Origin of the sequence: Actinophytocola sp. NPDC049390 (assembly GCF_044466355.1) — a bacterium.
Classification (GTDB): Bacteria; Actinomycetota; Actinomycetes; order Mycobacteriales; family Pseudonocardiaceae; genus Actinophytocola.
The window spans coordinates 54,081-68,109 of the sequence record NZ_JBITMQ010000020.1; the positions used below are offsets into that span (position 1 = coordinate 54,081).

Sequence of the window (14,029 nt, forward strand, 5' to 3'; positions counted from 1 at the left end):
GGTGACGGAGAGGACGGCCGACTTGGGATCGCGGTGGACGGTTGAGCGGGTGCTCGCGCTCGCGCCCGACACCGGCTCCGCCAAGGCGGCCCGCGGCCTCGCCAACCCGCGCACGTGGTCCGACCTGGGCAGCAACTCCTCGCTCGTGTGGGGCAAGTGCCAGGGCAGCGCCCGCAGCCCCTACCAGGTCACCGTCGACCTGAACGAGCCGGCGTTCCGCTGCACGTGCCCGTCCCGCAAGTTCCCCTGCAAGCACGGGCTCGCGCTCCTGCTGTTGTGGGCGGCGAACGACGGCGTGGTGGCCGACCTCGAGACGGCGGAACCCTTCGCCGCCGACTGGGCCGCCGAACGTGCCGCCCGGGCCACCAGGAGCGCCACGACCAAGGCCCCCGACCCGGAGGCGCAGGCCAAGCGCCAAGCCGACCGCGAGTCGTTGATGTCCGCGGGCGTCGACGACTTCGAACGCTGGCTGCACGACATCGTCCGGCAGGGCCTCGCGAGCGTCCGGCGGCAGCCGCCGGGCTTCTGGGACACCGCGGGCGCCCGGCTCGTCGACGCGCAGGTCCCCGGCCTCGGTGAGCGGGTCCGTGCCATGGGCAGCGCCGTCCACGCCCGCCACGACTGGGCGCCGCACCTGCTCGGCGAGCTGGGCCGCTGGTACCTGGCGGTCCGCGCGTGGCGGCGCCGCGGCGACCTCGACCCCGCCGCCATGGGCGACCTGCGTGCGTTCCTCGGCTGGTCCCGCCGCACCGAGGAGGTCCGCGGCGGTGAGCGGCTCACCGACCGGTGGTGGGTCGTCGGGCTGAGCCAGGAGGAGGACGAGCGGCTGCTGTCGCAGCGCACCTGGCTGTACGGCGAACGGACCGGGGACGTGGTGGTGCTGCTCGACTTCGCGGTGGCAGGTGCCGCGCTGAACGTCGCGCACGTACTGGGGTCCGTTGTGGACGGTGAGGTGGCGCTGTACCCGGGCGCGCCGCCGCGTCGCGCGCTGTTCGCCGGGGACGAGCACAAGGTCACGCAGGGCACCGGGTTGCCTGCCGCGACCGACGTCCGGAGCGCGCTCGACCGTGCCGCGGCCTGGCTGGCGGGCAACCCGTGGCTGAGCCGCATCCCCATGGCCCTGGCCGGGATGACCGTCGTGCCCGGTGACACCCCGCTGCTCGTAGACCGGAACGGCGCGGCGCTCACGCTGACCCCCGACACCGACGTCTGGCAGCTCCTCGCCCTCTCCGGCGGCCACCCGGTCCCGGTGTTCGGCGAGTGGATCGACGAGCGCTTCCGCCCGCTGAGCGCGGAGATCGACCAGCGGTTGGTGAGCCTGTGAGTACGTGGGAAGAACTGCTCAGCACCGCGCTCGTCGGCACTGCACGGCGTGGGTTCGACCGGCTCGACATCCCCGGCGCCGAGAACATCCAGGCCGACGGCGCGGAAGCGCAACTCCTCGCCGCCGCCGCGCTCGCGTCGGGCTACCGGCGCGCGGGCTTCACCCCGCCGGTCTGGCGTGGCACCCCCGCCACGCCCGCCGAGCCGGACGACCGACCCGAGTGCACCGCGGCGGCGACGCAACTCCTGGAACTGTTGCTCAGCCGCACGATCCGGATCGAGGGCGGCACCGACCTCCTCGTCGTCCACTGGCTCGCCGCCGCCCGCACCGCCGGGCAGCGGCCGCCCTACCCGATGGTCGTCGACCTGCTGCGGTTCGGCGCCGCCAACGCCGCACACCGGCCGCTCGTCCGCGCGGTGCTCGGGCCGAGGGGTGCCTGGCTCGCCCGGCACAACACGTCGTGGCGCTGGGCGGCGTCGGTCCCGCCGGAGGACGTGGTCGACCGGTTCGCCACCGCCGCCCGCGCCGACCGGCTCGCGCTGCTGGCCGACCTGCGCGCCACCGAACCGGACTTCGCGCGCACCCTCGTCGAGGACACCTGGGACGACGAGCAGGCCGCCACCCGCGCCGGGCTGCTCGACACCCTCCACATCGGACTCTCCGGCGCCGACGAACCGTTGCTGGAGCGGGCACTCGACGACCGCGCCGCGTCCGTGCGTGCCGCGGCGGCCGCCCTTCTCGACCGGCTGCCAGGCTCCGCCCGCGCCGCCCGCATGGCCGAGCGCGCCACCCGGCTGATCCGCGCGGGCCGCGTCGAACTGCCCGACGAACCCGACACGGCCGCCCGCCGCGACGGCGTCACCGACCACCGCGAACCCGGCTACGGCCGCGCCGCGTCCTGGCTCATCCAGATCCTCGCCGCCACCCCGCTGTCCACATGGGACCCCGACCTGATCCCGGACGTGGACCAGGAAGTCCTCACCGGCTGGACGAAAGCCGCGCTGCGCCAACGGAACCAGGAGTGGCTGGCCGCGCTCGCCCGCCACCAGCCGAGCCCCGAGCTGATCGGCACGCTCGTCCCCGAGGTCGCCACCGACATCCTCGCGGGCCAGAAGAAGCTCGACGCCCGGTTCGGTGGACTTCTCGCGGCCGCGCGCGGGCCGTGGCCCGCCGAGTTCTCGACGAACCTGATCAACCGGCTGCGTGCGCAGAAGGCCGAGAACGTCCTGCAGCTCGCCGCCGCCGCACTCGCCGAGCACCTGAACCCCGCCGCGCTCGCCGCCGTCGAGGCCTGGCTGCTCACGCTCGACGCCGAACGCAAACCCGCCCGCCGCGTGCTGCGCGGCCTGGCCCACGCGATGACCATCCGAGCCACGATCGACCAGGAGTTTCGATGACCGAGGTGCTCCGGGCACACGCCGAACAGCAGCACGCCGACGAGTTGGCCGCGTTGGCGAAGTCCGACGACCGGCCCCGCCCGCCGAACTGGAAGCTGTCGCCGTGGGCCGTCGCCACGTACGTCCTGGGCGGCGAGTCACCAGACGGCACCCCGATCTCACCGAAGTACCTGGGCTCCCGGCGACTGATCGAGGTCGCGATCGCCACCCTCGCCACCGACCGCGCACTGCTGCTGCTCGGCGTGCCCGGCACGGCGAAGACGTGGCTGTCCGAGCACCTCGCCGCCGCCATCTCCGGCGACTCGACCCAGCTCGTGCAGGGCACGTCCGGCACGGCGGAGGAGTCCATCCGGTACGGCTGGAACTACGCGCGTCTGCTCGCGGAGGGCCCGTCACCACAGGCGCTCGTGGCGAGCCCGGTGCTGCGTGCCATGGAAACCGGTGGCATCGCACGGATCGAGGAGCTGACCCGCATCCCGTCGGACGTGCAGGACGCGTTGATCACGGTCCTGTCCGAGAAGACACTGCCGATCCCGGAGCTGGACAGCGAGGTGCAGGCCCGCGCGGGCTTCAACATCATCGCCACCGCCAACGACCGGGACCGCGGCGTCAACGACCTGTCCGCCGCGCTCAAGCGCCGTTTCAACGTGGTGATCCTGCCGCTGCCCGACGACGCCGAGGCCGAGGTGGAGATCGTGCGGCTGCGGGTCGCGCAGCTCGGCGAGTCGCTGAAGCTGCCCGCGGACCTGGAGAACATCGACGAGATCCGCCGCGTGGTGCAGGTGTTCCGGGAGCTGCGCGACGGGGTCACCGACGACGGCCGCACGAAGGTCAAGTCGCCGTCCGGCACGCTGTCGACGGCGGAGGCGATCTCCGTGATCACGAACGGGATCGCGCTCGCCGCGCACTTCGGCGACGGCGTGGTCCGTGCCGGCGACGTGGCCGCCGGGCTGCACGGCGCGGTCGTGAAGGACCCGGTGCAGGACCGGATCATCTGGCAGGAGTACCTCGAGGCGGTGGTGCGGGAGCGCAAGCCGTGGAACGACCTCTACCGGGCATGCCGCGAGCTGGTGTGATGCCGAGCGGCAACGACGAGCGGGTCCACGTACTGGGGATCCGGCACCACGGACCGGGTTCGGCCCGTGCCGTGGCGACCGTGCTCGCCGAACTGGACCCGGAGATCGTGCTGATCGAGGGCCCGCCCGAGCTGGACGCGGTCGCACCGCTCGCCGCCGCGGCGGGCATGAAGCCACCGGTCGCCGGGCTGGTGTACGCGGTGGACGCGCCGGCGACCGCGTCGTTCTACCCGATGGCGGTGTTCTCCCCGGAGTGGGTGGCGCTGCGGTGGGCACTGGAGCACGACCGCGAGGTCCGCTTCCTCGACCTGCCCGCGAACGCGGCGCTGGTCCTGGAGGACGAGGAGGACCCGGACGCGGAACCGCCGATGGACCCGATCAAGACGCTCGCCACCGCGGCCGGTTTCGACGACGCCGAACGGTGGTGGGAGGACGCGGTCGAGCTGCGGTACCACGGGCTCGACGTCTTCCACGCGGTCCTCGACGCCATGCGCACGCTGCGCGAAGGGCACGTCCCCGACGTGCGCACCCGTCGTCGCGAAGCCGCCATGCGCCGGGTGCTGCGGGTGGCGCTGCGCAGTGAGGCGGAACGGATCGCGGTCGTGTGCGGGGCGTGGCACGCGCCGGTCCTGGTGCCCTCCGCGTTCCCGACACAGGCCGCCGACAGCCAGCTCCTCAAAGGACTGCGCACCACCAAGGTCGCCGCGACGTGGGTGCCGTGGACGTCGACACGGCTCGCCCGGATGAGCGGCTACGGCGCGGGCATCGAGTCGCCGGGCTGGTACCACCACCTGTTCACCGCACCGGACGAGGTCGTCACCCGCTGGCTGGTGCGGGTCGCGCACCTGCTGCGCCGCGAACAGCACGACGTGTCGTCGGCGGCCGTCATCGAGGCCGTGCGCCTCGCGCACACCCTGTCCGCGCTCCGCAACCGCCCCCACCCGGGGCTGCCGGAGGTGCTGGAGGCGTGCCAGGCGGTGCTGTGCGGCGGCTCGGACGTCCCCATGCGGCTGGTGGCACGCAAGCTCCTCGTCGGCGACATCCTCGGCCGCGTCCCCCGCGAGACCCCGATGGTGCCGCTCGCGATGGACCTCGCCGCGACCCGCAAACGCTTGCGCCTCAAGCAGAGCGCGGCGGAACAACAGCTCGACCTGGACCTGCGCACCGAGATGAACCTGGCCCGCAGCAAGCTGCTGCACCGGCTGCAACTGCTCGACGTGCGGTGGGGTGAGCAGCTGGACACGTCCCGCGGCAAGGGCACGTTCCGCGAGTCGTGGGTGCTGGAGTGGACGCCCGAGCTGGAGGTCGCGCTGATCGAGGCGAGCGGCTACGGCACGACCATCGAGTCCGCGGCCACGGCCGTGGTGGCGGCCAGGACCGCGACCGCCGACATCGCCGAGCTGTCGGTGCTCGTCGAGACCACGATGACCGCCGACCTGCCCGACGCGTTGGGCGGCGTGCTCGCCGCACTCGACGAACGCGCCGCGCGGCAACACGACACGACCCGGCTGATGGCGGCGGTCGAGCCGATGGCGCGGGTACGCCGGTACGGCAACGTGCGCCGCGCCGACACCGAGGTGGTGCAGCGGGTGCTGAACGGCATCGTCACGCGCATCGCGGTCGGCCTGCCCGCCGCGTGCACGGCGCTGGACGACGAGGCCGCGGCCGGGGTGCGGGAGCTGCTCGACGGCGTGCAGCGCGGCATCGGTCTGCTGGACCAGCGGGAACTGCGGGACGTCTGGTACAGCGCGCTGCGGTCGGTCGCGAACCGGCAGAGCGTGCCGGGCCTGATCGCGGGCCGGGCGGTGCGGCTGCTGCTGGACGCGGGCCTGATCGACGTGGCGGACGCGGGTGCCCGGTTGTCGCGGCAGCTGTCACCGGCGTCGGACGCGACGCAGGCGGCGGGCTGGCTGGAGGGTTTCCTGTCCGGCGAGGCGGCGCTGCTGGTGCACGAGCCGGAGCTGCTGGAGATCGTCGACGAGTGGGCGACCGGCGTGGACGGGGAGCTGTTCGACCACCTGCTCCCGTTGCTGCGCAGGACGTTCGCCGAGTTCACCGCGACGGAACGCCGCGACATCGGCCTGCGGGTGCGCCGCATCGACCGCGGCGAGGGCGCGTCGGGCGTACGCGCCGACGACGGTTCACTGGACCACGACCGCGCCGCGCTGGTTGTCCCGAGGATCCTGGAGCTGCTGCGGTGAGCGGAGCTTGCGGAGCGAACCATCAGACGCAGGGCGACCGCGAGCGGCCGCTCGGAGCCCGCGAGGAGCGGTCGTGAGTGAAAGGTTGCGTCGCTGGCGGATGATCCTCGGCGGCGACGACGCGGACGGCACCGGTACGTCGTTGTCCGGTGTGGACGCCAAACGGGACGCGACGCTGGAAGCGTTGTACGACAAGCAGGATGACCGCCGGGGCGGCCTGGGCACGTCGTCGCCGAGGGTGGCGCGGTGGCTGGGCGACATCCGCGGCTACTTCCCCAGCTCGGTCGTGCAGGTCATGCAGCGCGACGCCATGGACCGCCTTGGCCTGCGGGAACTGCTGCTGGAACCGGAGCTCCTCGAGTCGGTGCAGCCGGACGTACACCTGGTCGGCACGCTGTTGTCGCTCAACAGAGCCATCCCGGAACGGTCGAGGGACACGGCGAGGGCGGTGGTCCGCAAGGTCGTCGACGACCTGGAGAAGCGGCTGGCGCAACCGACGAGGCAGGCGGTGAGCGGCGCGTTGCACCGGGCGAACCGCACGCACCGGCCGAGGCAGTCGGACATCGACTGGAACCGCACGATCCTGGCGAACCTCAAGCACTACCAGCCCGAGCAACGAACCGTGGTGCCGGAGCGGCTGGTCGGTTACGGCCGCAGACTGCCGAACGTGAGCAAGCAGATCGTGTTGTGCCTGGACCAGAGCGGCTCGATGGCCAGTTCCGTCGTGTACGCGAGCGTGTTCGGCGCGGTGCTGGCGTCGATCCGCTCGCTGCGGACGCAGATCATCGCGTTCGACACGGCGGTGGCGGACCTGACCGAGCAGCTGTCCGACCCGGTCGAGCTGCTGTTCGGCGTGCAACTCGGTGGTGGCACGGACATCAACGCGGCGCTGGCGTACTGCCAGAGCCGCGTCGAGTCCCCCCGTGACACGGTGCTGGTGCTGATCAGCGACCTGTACGAGGGCGGCAACGAGGAGGAGATGCTGCAGCGGGCGCAGGCACTGGCCGCGGACGGCGTCCAGATGGTGTGCCTGCTGGCACTGAGCGACGACGGCGCCCCCGCGTACGACCACGACAACGCGGCGGCACTCGCCGCGATGGGCATCCCGGCGTTCGCGTGCACCCCCGACAAGTTCCCGGACCTGATGGCGGCGGCGATCCAGCACCAGGACATCGCGACATGGGCGGCGTCGAACGACATCCCGGTGGCCGCGACGGCCGACGAGTGACGTCCGATTCGTTCAAGACGGTGCCGTTACCGTGAGGCCATGACACCGAAACTGGACATGATCGGCCTGGTGGTCGAGGACATGGCGGCGTCGCTGACGTTCTACCGCCGCCTGGGCCTGGACATACCGGCGGGCAGCGAGAACGAACCACACGTCGAGGCCACACTCCCGAACGGCCTGCGCTTCGGCTGGGACACGGTGGCCACGGTCCGCTCGTTCATGCCGGAGTGGACCAAGCCGCAGGGCGGCAACGCGGTGGGCATGGCCTTCCTGTGCGACAGCCCGGCGGAGGTCGACAAGGTGCACGCGGACCTGATCGCGGCTGGCTACCGAAGCCACAAGGACCCGTGGGACGCGTTCTGGGGCCAACGGTATGCCTGCGTCCTGGACCCGGACGACAACACGGTGGACCTGTTCGCCCCCCTCACGCCCTGAGACCTGCCCGTCCGGCGAGGACACCACCCACCACAAGGCACTGTCCAGCTTGGACCGGACAAGTTCCCGGACAGATCATTCACAAGATCACCGACGCGACCTACAGTCGGCCACGGGACCACCGCCAGCCGTGAAGGAGCGCCGACGTGCCCTCGAACTTCGACATGCCGTTCGACGAGTTGCTCACCTACCAGGGCAGCTCCCCCCGACCGGACGACTTCGACGAGTTCTGGGCACGGGCCCTGGCCGAACTGGCCGACACCCCCGCGAACGTGGAGATCACCCCGGCCGAGTTCCAGACCCCGTACGCCCGCTGCTCGCACCTGTGGTTCACCGGCACGGGCGGCGCACGCGTCCACGCCAAGCTCCTCCAGCCGCGCACCCCGGCGGGCCCCGCGGTGCTCCAGTTCCACGGCTACTACGGCGACTCCGGCGACTGGTTCGAGAAGCTCCCGTACGTCGCGCTGGGTCACACGGTCGCGGCCCTTGACGTGCGCGGCCAGGGCGGTCTGTCGAGCCAGGAGACCCCCGTCGCCGGCTGGTCCATGGCGACCTACCTGATGCGGGGCGTCGACGACCGACCCGACAACCTGCTGTTCCGGCACCTGTTCCTCGACACCGTGCGGCTGGCGCGGATCGTGTCCGAGCTGGACGGTGTCGACCCGGAACGCCTCGGTGCGATGGGCGGCAGCCAGGGCGGCGGGCTCACGCTCGCGTGCGCGGCGCTCGAGCCGCGGATCAAGCTGGCGGCGCCGGTGCACCCGTTCCTGTCCGACTACCGCCGGGCCTGGGAGCTGGACCTGGAGGTGGCGCCGTACGACGAGATCGGCGAGTACTTCCGCAGGCGCGACCCCACGCACCGCAACGCCGACGAGGTCTTCCGGCGGATGGGGTACGTGGACGTGCGGAACCTGGCGCCTCGCGTCCGCGCGAAGACCGTCATGACCATGTCCCTGTCCGACCGCACGTGCCCGCCGTCGACCCAGTTCGCGGTCTACAACAAGCTCGAATGCGAGAAGTCCTACCGCCTGTACCCGGACTTCGGGCACCACCGTCTTCCCGGCACGGACGACGCGATCTACGCTCTTCTGTCGACGCTCTGACACAGAGGAGCCGCCGGATGAAACGACCCGTGACCGTGGCCGCGCTCGCGGTCCTCGCCATGTCCGCCGTGCAGGCGAGCGCCGAACCGGGTGTCGACCACGCCCACGTGCCCGGCGGGCAACGGTTCCTCACCGCGCAGACGGGTGCGCCCGCCCTGTACGACGTGAGCGTGACCTCGGCGGACGGCAGACGGACGCCCCGTCACGTGCTGTCCGCCGTCGACGGGACACGGCAGTCGGGCGACGGCGGTGCGACGTGGTCGTCGCTCGGCGCGGGCGCGGACGCGGTGTTCCGGCAGGCGAACGCGGCGGGTGACGTGGTCGCGGTCGGCGGCGACGGCACGGCGTGCGGCGACACCTGTGTCAGCTTCCCGCGCAGGACCCTGACCGCGACCGGCTGGGCCGACGCGGGCACCGCGACCGTCACGTTCTCCCAGCCGGTCACGTCGGCGCGGTTCGGCCGGGGCGTGGTGCTGCTCGGCGACGGGAAGACGGTGCTGGCACCGGTTCTCGGACCGTATCCGGCGCTGGTGCGGAGCACCGACGGCGGCGTGACGTGGACCGAGCTGGCCCCGCTGGCCACCGGCTCGGGCTGGTCGGCGGCGAGCCTGTCGCCGACGGCCGACGGCGGGCTGATCGCCGCGCTGGGCAGGGACGAGAACCTGCGCGGCGAGGTGCCCGCGAACGTCGCCCTGTACACGGTGACGGCGCCGACGCAGACCGGCACGGGGTGGGCCGCGCCGGTGCGCGTGGCCGCGGACACCGGCAACGCGCCGTCGGTGACGCAGCTCGGCAACGGCGCGCTCGTGCTGGCCTCCGGCAGGCCGGACAACGTGCTGCGCTTCTCCTTCGACGGCAGGGGCACGAGGTGGACGTCGCCCACGACCGTCTACCAGAACCACCCGACGAGCGGTGCGTCCGTGGACGGCTGGTACACGGCCGAAGACGGCACGGCACGACCGTTGCGGCACCTCGGTTCCAGTGGGACGGTCGGCGTCGCGCCGCTCGCCGGCAACCGGGTGCTGGTGACCGGCGACAACTGCGCGCCGGGCTGGGGCTGCCCCGCCGACACCGCCGTCCGCGGCTACCAGGTCGACGGTGTGCCCGCGCTGTGGAAGTCGTCGGTGGAGGTCGACACCGCCCAGTGGGGCAAGGCCGACCTGACGACCATGTTCCAGCGCGGCGAGCTGGCGGTGCTGAACTCCCCGTTGTCCTGCTACGGCGCCACGGACAGCTGCCGGCAGTCGCTCGCCGCGTACGCGTTCGACGGTGACCCGCGAGCGGATTCGAGCCTGGTGACCGGGAACCGGTCGGTGACGCTGCGGCTGCCGCGCGCCGTGCCGATCACGGGCCTGGGCCTGCACGTCTGGCTGCAGGGCGCCACCGACGCGCGGATCGAGACGTCGGTCGACGGGACCACGTGGGCCACCCCGGCACGCGGCGCCCGCGACGGCGTCGTGCGCCCGTTCACCGCACCGGTCACCGCGCGGTACGTCCGGATCAGCGACCCGAACCCGGTCACGGACGCCACCGCCGCGTTCCTGCACGAGATCGAGCTGTACACGGCGGCGGTGAGCTTCGAGCACGACTACCCCGGTCAACCGCCGCGCGGCAACGGCTGGCTCACCACCAGCACGCTCGCGACCGTGGTGAACCAGACGTCGGTGCCGTCGGCGGACCGGATCTCCTCGCGTTTCCTGCGCATCAAGGACGACACGACGACGCAGATCGGGCGGGCGAGGTGGGTACACGCCGACGCCTCCGCGGTGACCGCCGAGTTCCGCTTCCGCGCCTACGGGACGACGAACAAGGGCCTGCTGTTCTCGTTGAAGGGCAAGAACGGCACCACGGCGGCCACCCCGTACGGCTTCTGGCTGAGCGCCGAGGGCAAGCTGCACTGGGCGAACTACAGCCAGAACCCGCCGTGGGGCACGCCGCTGAACTCGACGGCCGTCAACGTGAACACGTGGCACACCGTCCGGCTCGAAGCCACGATGAGCCAGGTGCGGATCCTCCTGGACGGCACACTCGTCGCCACCAAGCCGAAATCGCAGGCCGCGACCACCATCAGCGGCATCGAGATCGGTTCGAGCGGCACCGCGACCACCGGCGACGACTGGCTGGTCGACGACGTCGCCTACACGTCCTGACGCTGCCGGGCCCGCACCCGCATCGCGGCGGCCAGCCCGAGGCACCCGGCCAGCGGCGCCAGGACGAACAGCGGCAGCGCGAGCGGTGACGTGGCCTGCAGCCCGTACCCGATCGCGGTGGGCACGGTCGCGTTGCCGAGCATCGCCACGGTCAGCACGGCCGCGTTGACCCGCCGCGGGTTCGGCAGCGTGCGGGCGATCCACGCGAGCGTGGCCGGGAAGATCGGGCCCGCGAACGCGCCGAGCAGCAGGAACCCGACCGGTGCGCTGATCCCGAACGCGATCACCGACAGGGCGGCACCGCAGGCCAGCAGCGCGGCGGTGATGATTCGCGGCGGTGCCCAGTCCCTGGTGACGGCGGGCGCGAGCAGGCGGCCGCCCGCGAGCCCGAGCCAGAACAGCGACGTCAGCGCGGCGGCGGTGTCCGCGCCGTAGCCGTGTGCGCGCAGGTGCGTCGCCTCCCAGCTGGACAGCCCGGTCTCGATGCCCGCGTAGCAGAACAGGAACGCGCAGAACAGGAACAGCAGCGCGTTCGGGCGCAGGCGTTCCCTGTCGATCACCGGCTCGGCGGCGGGCACGGTCAGCGGCAGCGAGACGAGCACGCCGACCGCGAGCACGGCGAACAGCAGCCCGCCGTGCGTCAGGCCGATCAGCGCGGGACCCGCCGCCGCGCCGAGACCGTAGATGCCGTTGACGAGGTTGACGTGCGTGATGCCCTTGGCCGCCATCACCGTGTTGACCAGGAGCACGAGCCCGCCGAACCCGAGCCCCGCGACGGACACCGCCAGCAGCGGCACCGGCCACCCGGCGGGCAGCGCGAGCGCCCCGAGCCCGGCGACGACCAGCACGGCGGACACGACGTAGAGCGGTCCCCGCGCCCACCGCTCGTTCAGCGCGCCACCCACGGCGGTGCTGACCAGCGAGCCGCTGAAGAAACCGGTGACGAGCAGTCCCGCGGTGGCGGGCGCGAGGTCCTCGCGGTCGCGCAGCAACGGGATCAGCGGTCCGAGGGTGGCCTGGAACAACCCGAGCAGGCCGAACAGGACCGCACACCGAACGACCACCCGGGCTCCCCTCACGTATGCGCCGTGAGCGACGATACGTGGCCAGGTGATCAGGCGGACCCTGGTGTGACCACCAATGCGTCGACGACGTCGACCAGCTCGTCCCTGCGCGCGAACGCCGCACGCTGCCGCCGCGCGCCCGTGCCGTGTTCACGCAGCCGCGCGACGCCGGCCTTGACGAACTCGAGGTCGCCGCCCAGCACCGGCCGCAGGTACTCGACCAGGTCGTCAACATGCGCCTGGGTGGGACCCAGCTCGCCGGTGACGGGGTGCAGCGTGGCGCCGGTCAACCCTTCCCGCGAGGCACGCCAGAGGTTCGCGCGCAGCACCGCCTGCGGCAGCTGCGGCGGCGGGCCCGCCGCGTCGAGCGCGCGGGCGACCAGACCGCGGACCAGGGTGGCGAGCAGCGTCGCGTCCTCGGGCACCGCCGCGACGTCGGCGACCCGGAACTCGATCGTCGGCTGGTGCTCGGAGAGCCGGACGTCCCAGTAGATCGTCGCCCGGTCCATCAGCGCGCCCGCGCGGAGCATGGCGTCCACGGTGGACTCGTACTCGTCGAGCCCGGCGAACGCGGGCGGCGGGCCCGCCGACGGCCACCGCGACCACTCCTGGTAGCGCCAACTCGCGTAGCCGCTGTCGCCCCCGTTGAACGGCGAGTTGACGGTGAGCGCGAGCAGCACCGGCAGCCACGGCCGCACCCGGTTGCTGACCGCGACACCGGTCTCCCGGTCGGAGATGCCGACGTGGACGTGGCAGCCGCACGTGGCCAGCGACCGGGCCGTCGCACCGAACCACTGCGCCATCCGCAGGTAGCGCGGCTTCGGCGTGATCTCCTGCTCCCCGGTCTCCGGCAGCACGGGACACCCGCTTGGCAGGAGCCGCAGCCCCCGTTTCGCCGCCGTGTCCGCCAGCTCGCCACGCAGGCTCGTCAGCTGCCCGAGCACCTCGTCCGGGGAGCGGCACACACTGGAGACGGCCTCGACCTGGCAGCGTTTCAGCTCCGGTTCCAGCTCGCCTTCCGTTTCCTCGGCCGCGTCCACGACCTCCGGGCCGAATCGCGAAAGCCTGCCGTCCGCGCGGACCAGCAGAAACTCCTCCTCGACCCCCATGGTGAGCTGTTCGGCTGTCACGGCCGGTACATACCCGACCGTCCGGTCCGGCAAACGCGGAGGGCGGGCCCGCCGAAGCGGACCCGCCCTCTACACGCGGCTCAGAAATCTCAGTGGCTCATGTGTGGCTCAAAAAAGTGTTGCTCAGGCCTTGTTACGACGACGCACGAAGAACATCGCACCGACGCCCCCGACGATCAGCACCCCGGCGATCCCCAGCGGGAGCGCGACGCTGGCACCGGTCTCGGCCAGCACCTCTTCCTGCTCGGTGGTCGTGGTGGTCGGCGGAGTGGTCGGCGCGGGCGGGGCCTCGGAGCTGGTCGGCACCGGGGCCTCGGTGGTGGTCTCCACCGGCGGGGTGGTCGTCTCCGACGACGGCGGGGTCGTCTGCTCGACGCACGCGGCGATCTTGTACTCCTGGGTGAAGGACCAGCCCTCGGTCCCGTTGGGGTCGTCACCCGCCTTCACGTCGATCGTGAAGACGTGCTCGACGTCGCCAGGAACCTCGAACACGTCCTTGTACTCGGGACCGAAGTCCTTGTCGTCGTGGAGGACGGTGTCACCATCGGTGATCGTGACGCTGTTCGTCTTCTCGGGGTTGTAGGCGGTCAGGTCGACCGTCAGAGTCGTGGTGTCACCCTCACACTTGGCGCTGGACTTGTTCGTGTGCGCGGCGGCCGTGCCGACAAAACCGATCATGCCGGCCGTGACCGTAGTGAGAACGACACCGAGCGCGACGCCGTACCGGCGGCGCGGGGTGGAGTTGAGTGCCAATGATGCCTCCGGCTGCTACGTAAGGCGAACAGGAAGCCGGTAACTCCGAAACTACCGAGAGTCGCCGACCATAAATAGGTGCGTAGGTTATCCACCCGTCCGAGTGACGTTTAACCGGGTCCCCCAGCAGAAAGCGCTACCGAGCCAATACTCCATTCGCCCGATCTC

Annotated in this window: 11 protein-coding genes; 8 read left to right on the forward strand and 3 right to left on the reverse strand. The window is 72.1% G+C overall.

Translation table 11 applies throughout. The features are described from left to right. Position 1 precedes the first annotated feature (1 nt). The 8 genes from ACIBVP_RS40345 (at position 2) to ACIBVP_RS40380 (ending at position 10,914) form a co-directional block, all read left to right on the forward strand. Positions 2-1,324, forward strand: coding sequence for an SWIM zinc finger family protein (locus ACIBVP_RS40345; protein ID WP_396111820.1), 1,323 nt, complete (start codon positions 2-4; stop codon positions 1,322-1,324). Beyond that, the gene (locus tag ACIBVP_RS40350; RefSeq protein WP_396111821.1) at positions 1,321-2,721 is read left to right on the forward strand and encodes a DUF5691 domain-containing protein; all 1,401 of its coding nucleotides are present in this window, start codon (positions 1,321-1,323) and stop codon (positions 2,719-2,721) included. Before ACIBVP_RS40345 ends, ACIBVP_RS40350 begins: the two co-directional genes overlap by 4 nt. Next, on the forward strand, positions 2,718-3,797 hold the full coding sequence (locus ACIBVP_RS40355; protein WP_396111822.1) for an AAA family ATPase: 1,080 nt from the start codon (positions 2,718-2,720) through the stop codon (positions 3,795-3,797). The genes ACIBVP_RS40350 and ACIBVP_RS40355 overlap by 4 nt, the downstream gene beginning before the upstream one ends. Continuing rightward, positions 3,797-5,998: a DUF5682 family protein gene (locus tag ACIBVP_RS40360; protein WP_396111823.1), complete on the forward strand. Its 2,202-nt coding sequence runs from the start codon at positions 3,797-3,799 to the stop codon at positions 5,996-5,998. The genes ACIBVP_RS40355 and ACIBVP_RS40360 overlap by 1 nt, the downstream gene beginning before the upstream one ends. 73 nt (positions 5,999-6,071) lie before the next feature. Further along, positions 6,072-7,226, forward strand: coding sequence for a VWA domain-containing protein (locus tag ACIBVP_RS40365; RefSeq protein WP_396111824.1), 1,155 nt, complete (start codon positions 6,072-6,074; stop codon positions 7,224-7,226). 39 nt (positions 7,227-7,265) lie between these two features. Beyond that, positions 7,266-7,661: a VOC family protein gene (locus tag ACIBVP_RS40370; RefSeq protein ID WP_396111825.1), complete on the forward strand. Its 396-nt coding sequence runs from the start codon at positions 7,266-7,268 to the stop codon at positions 7,659-7,661. Between the two features lie 146 nt (positions 7,662-7,807). Then, positions 7,808-8,764: an alpha/beta fold hydrolase gene (locus tag ACIBVP_RS40375; protein ID WP_396111826.1), complete on the forward strand. Its 957-nt coding sequence runs from the start codon at positions 7,808-7,810 to the stop codon at positions 8,762-8,764. A 17-nt stretch (positions 8,765-8,781) separates the two neighbouring features. Further along, positions 8,782-10,914 carry a hypothetical protein gene (locus ACIBVP_RS40380; RefSeq protein WP_396111827.1) on the forward strand — a complete coding sequence of 711 codons (2,133 nt, stop codon included), beginning with the start codon at positions 8,782-8,784 and terminating at the stop codon, positions 10,912-10,914. Here ACIBVP_RS40380 and ACIBVP_RS40385 read toward each other — a convergent pair. The 3 genes from ACIBVP_RS40385 to ACIBVP_RS40395 all read right to left on the reverse strand — a co-directional run bounded on the left by ACIBVP_RS40385 (position 10,902) and on the right by ACIBVP_RS40395 (position 13,786). Further along, positions 10,902-11,978, reverse strand: coding sequence for an MFS transporter (locus tag ACIBVP_RS40385; protein WP_396111828.1), 1,077 nt, complete (start codon positions 11,976-11,978; stop codon positions 10,902-10,904). The genes ACIBVP_RS40380 and ACIBVP_RS40385 overlap by 13 nt on opposite strands. 50 nt (positions 11,979-12,028) lie before the next feature. Then, complete coding sequence (locus ACIBVP_RS40390) at positions 12,029-13,108, reverse strand: glutamate--cysteine ligase (RefSeq protein ID WP_396111829.1); 1,080 nt, start codon at positions 13,106-13,108, stop codon at positions 12,029-12,031. A gap of 123 nt (positions 13,109-13,231) precedes the next feature. Continuing rightward, the gene (locus tag ACIBVP_RS40395) at positions 13,232-13,786 is read right to left on the reverse strand and encodes an LPXTG cell wall anchor domain-containing protein (protein WP_396111830.1); all 555 of its coding nucleotides are present in this window, start codon (positions 13,784-13,786) and stop codon (positions 13,232-13,234) included. Positions 13,787-14,029: the final 243 nt, after the last annotated feature.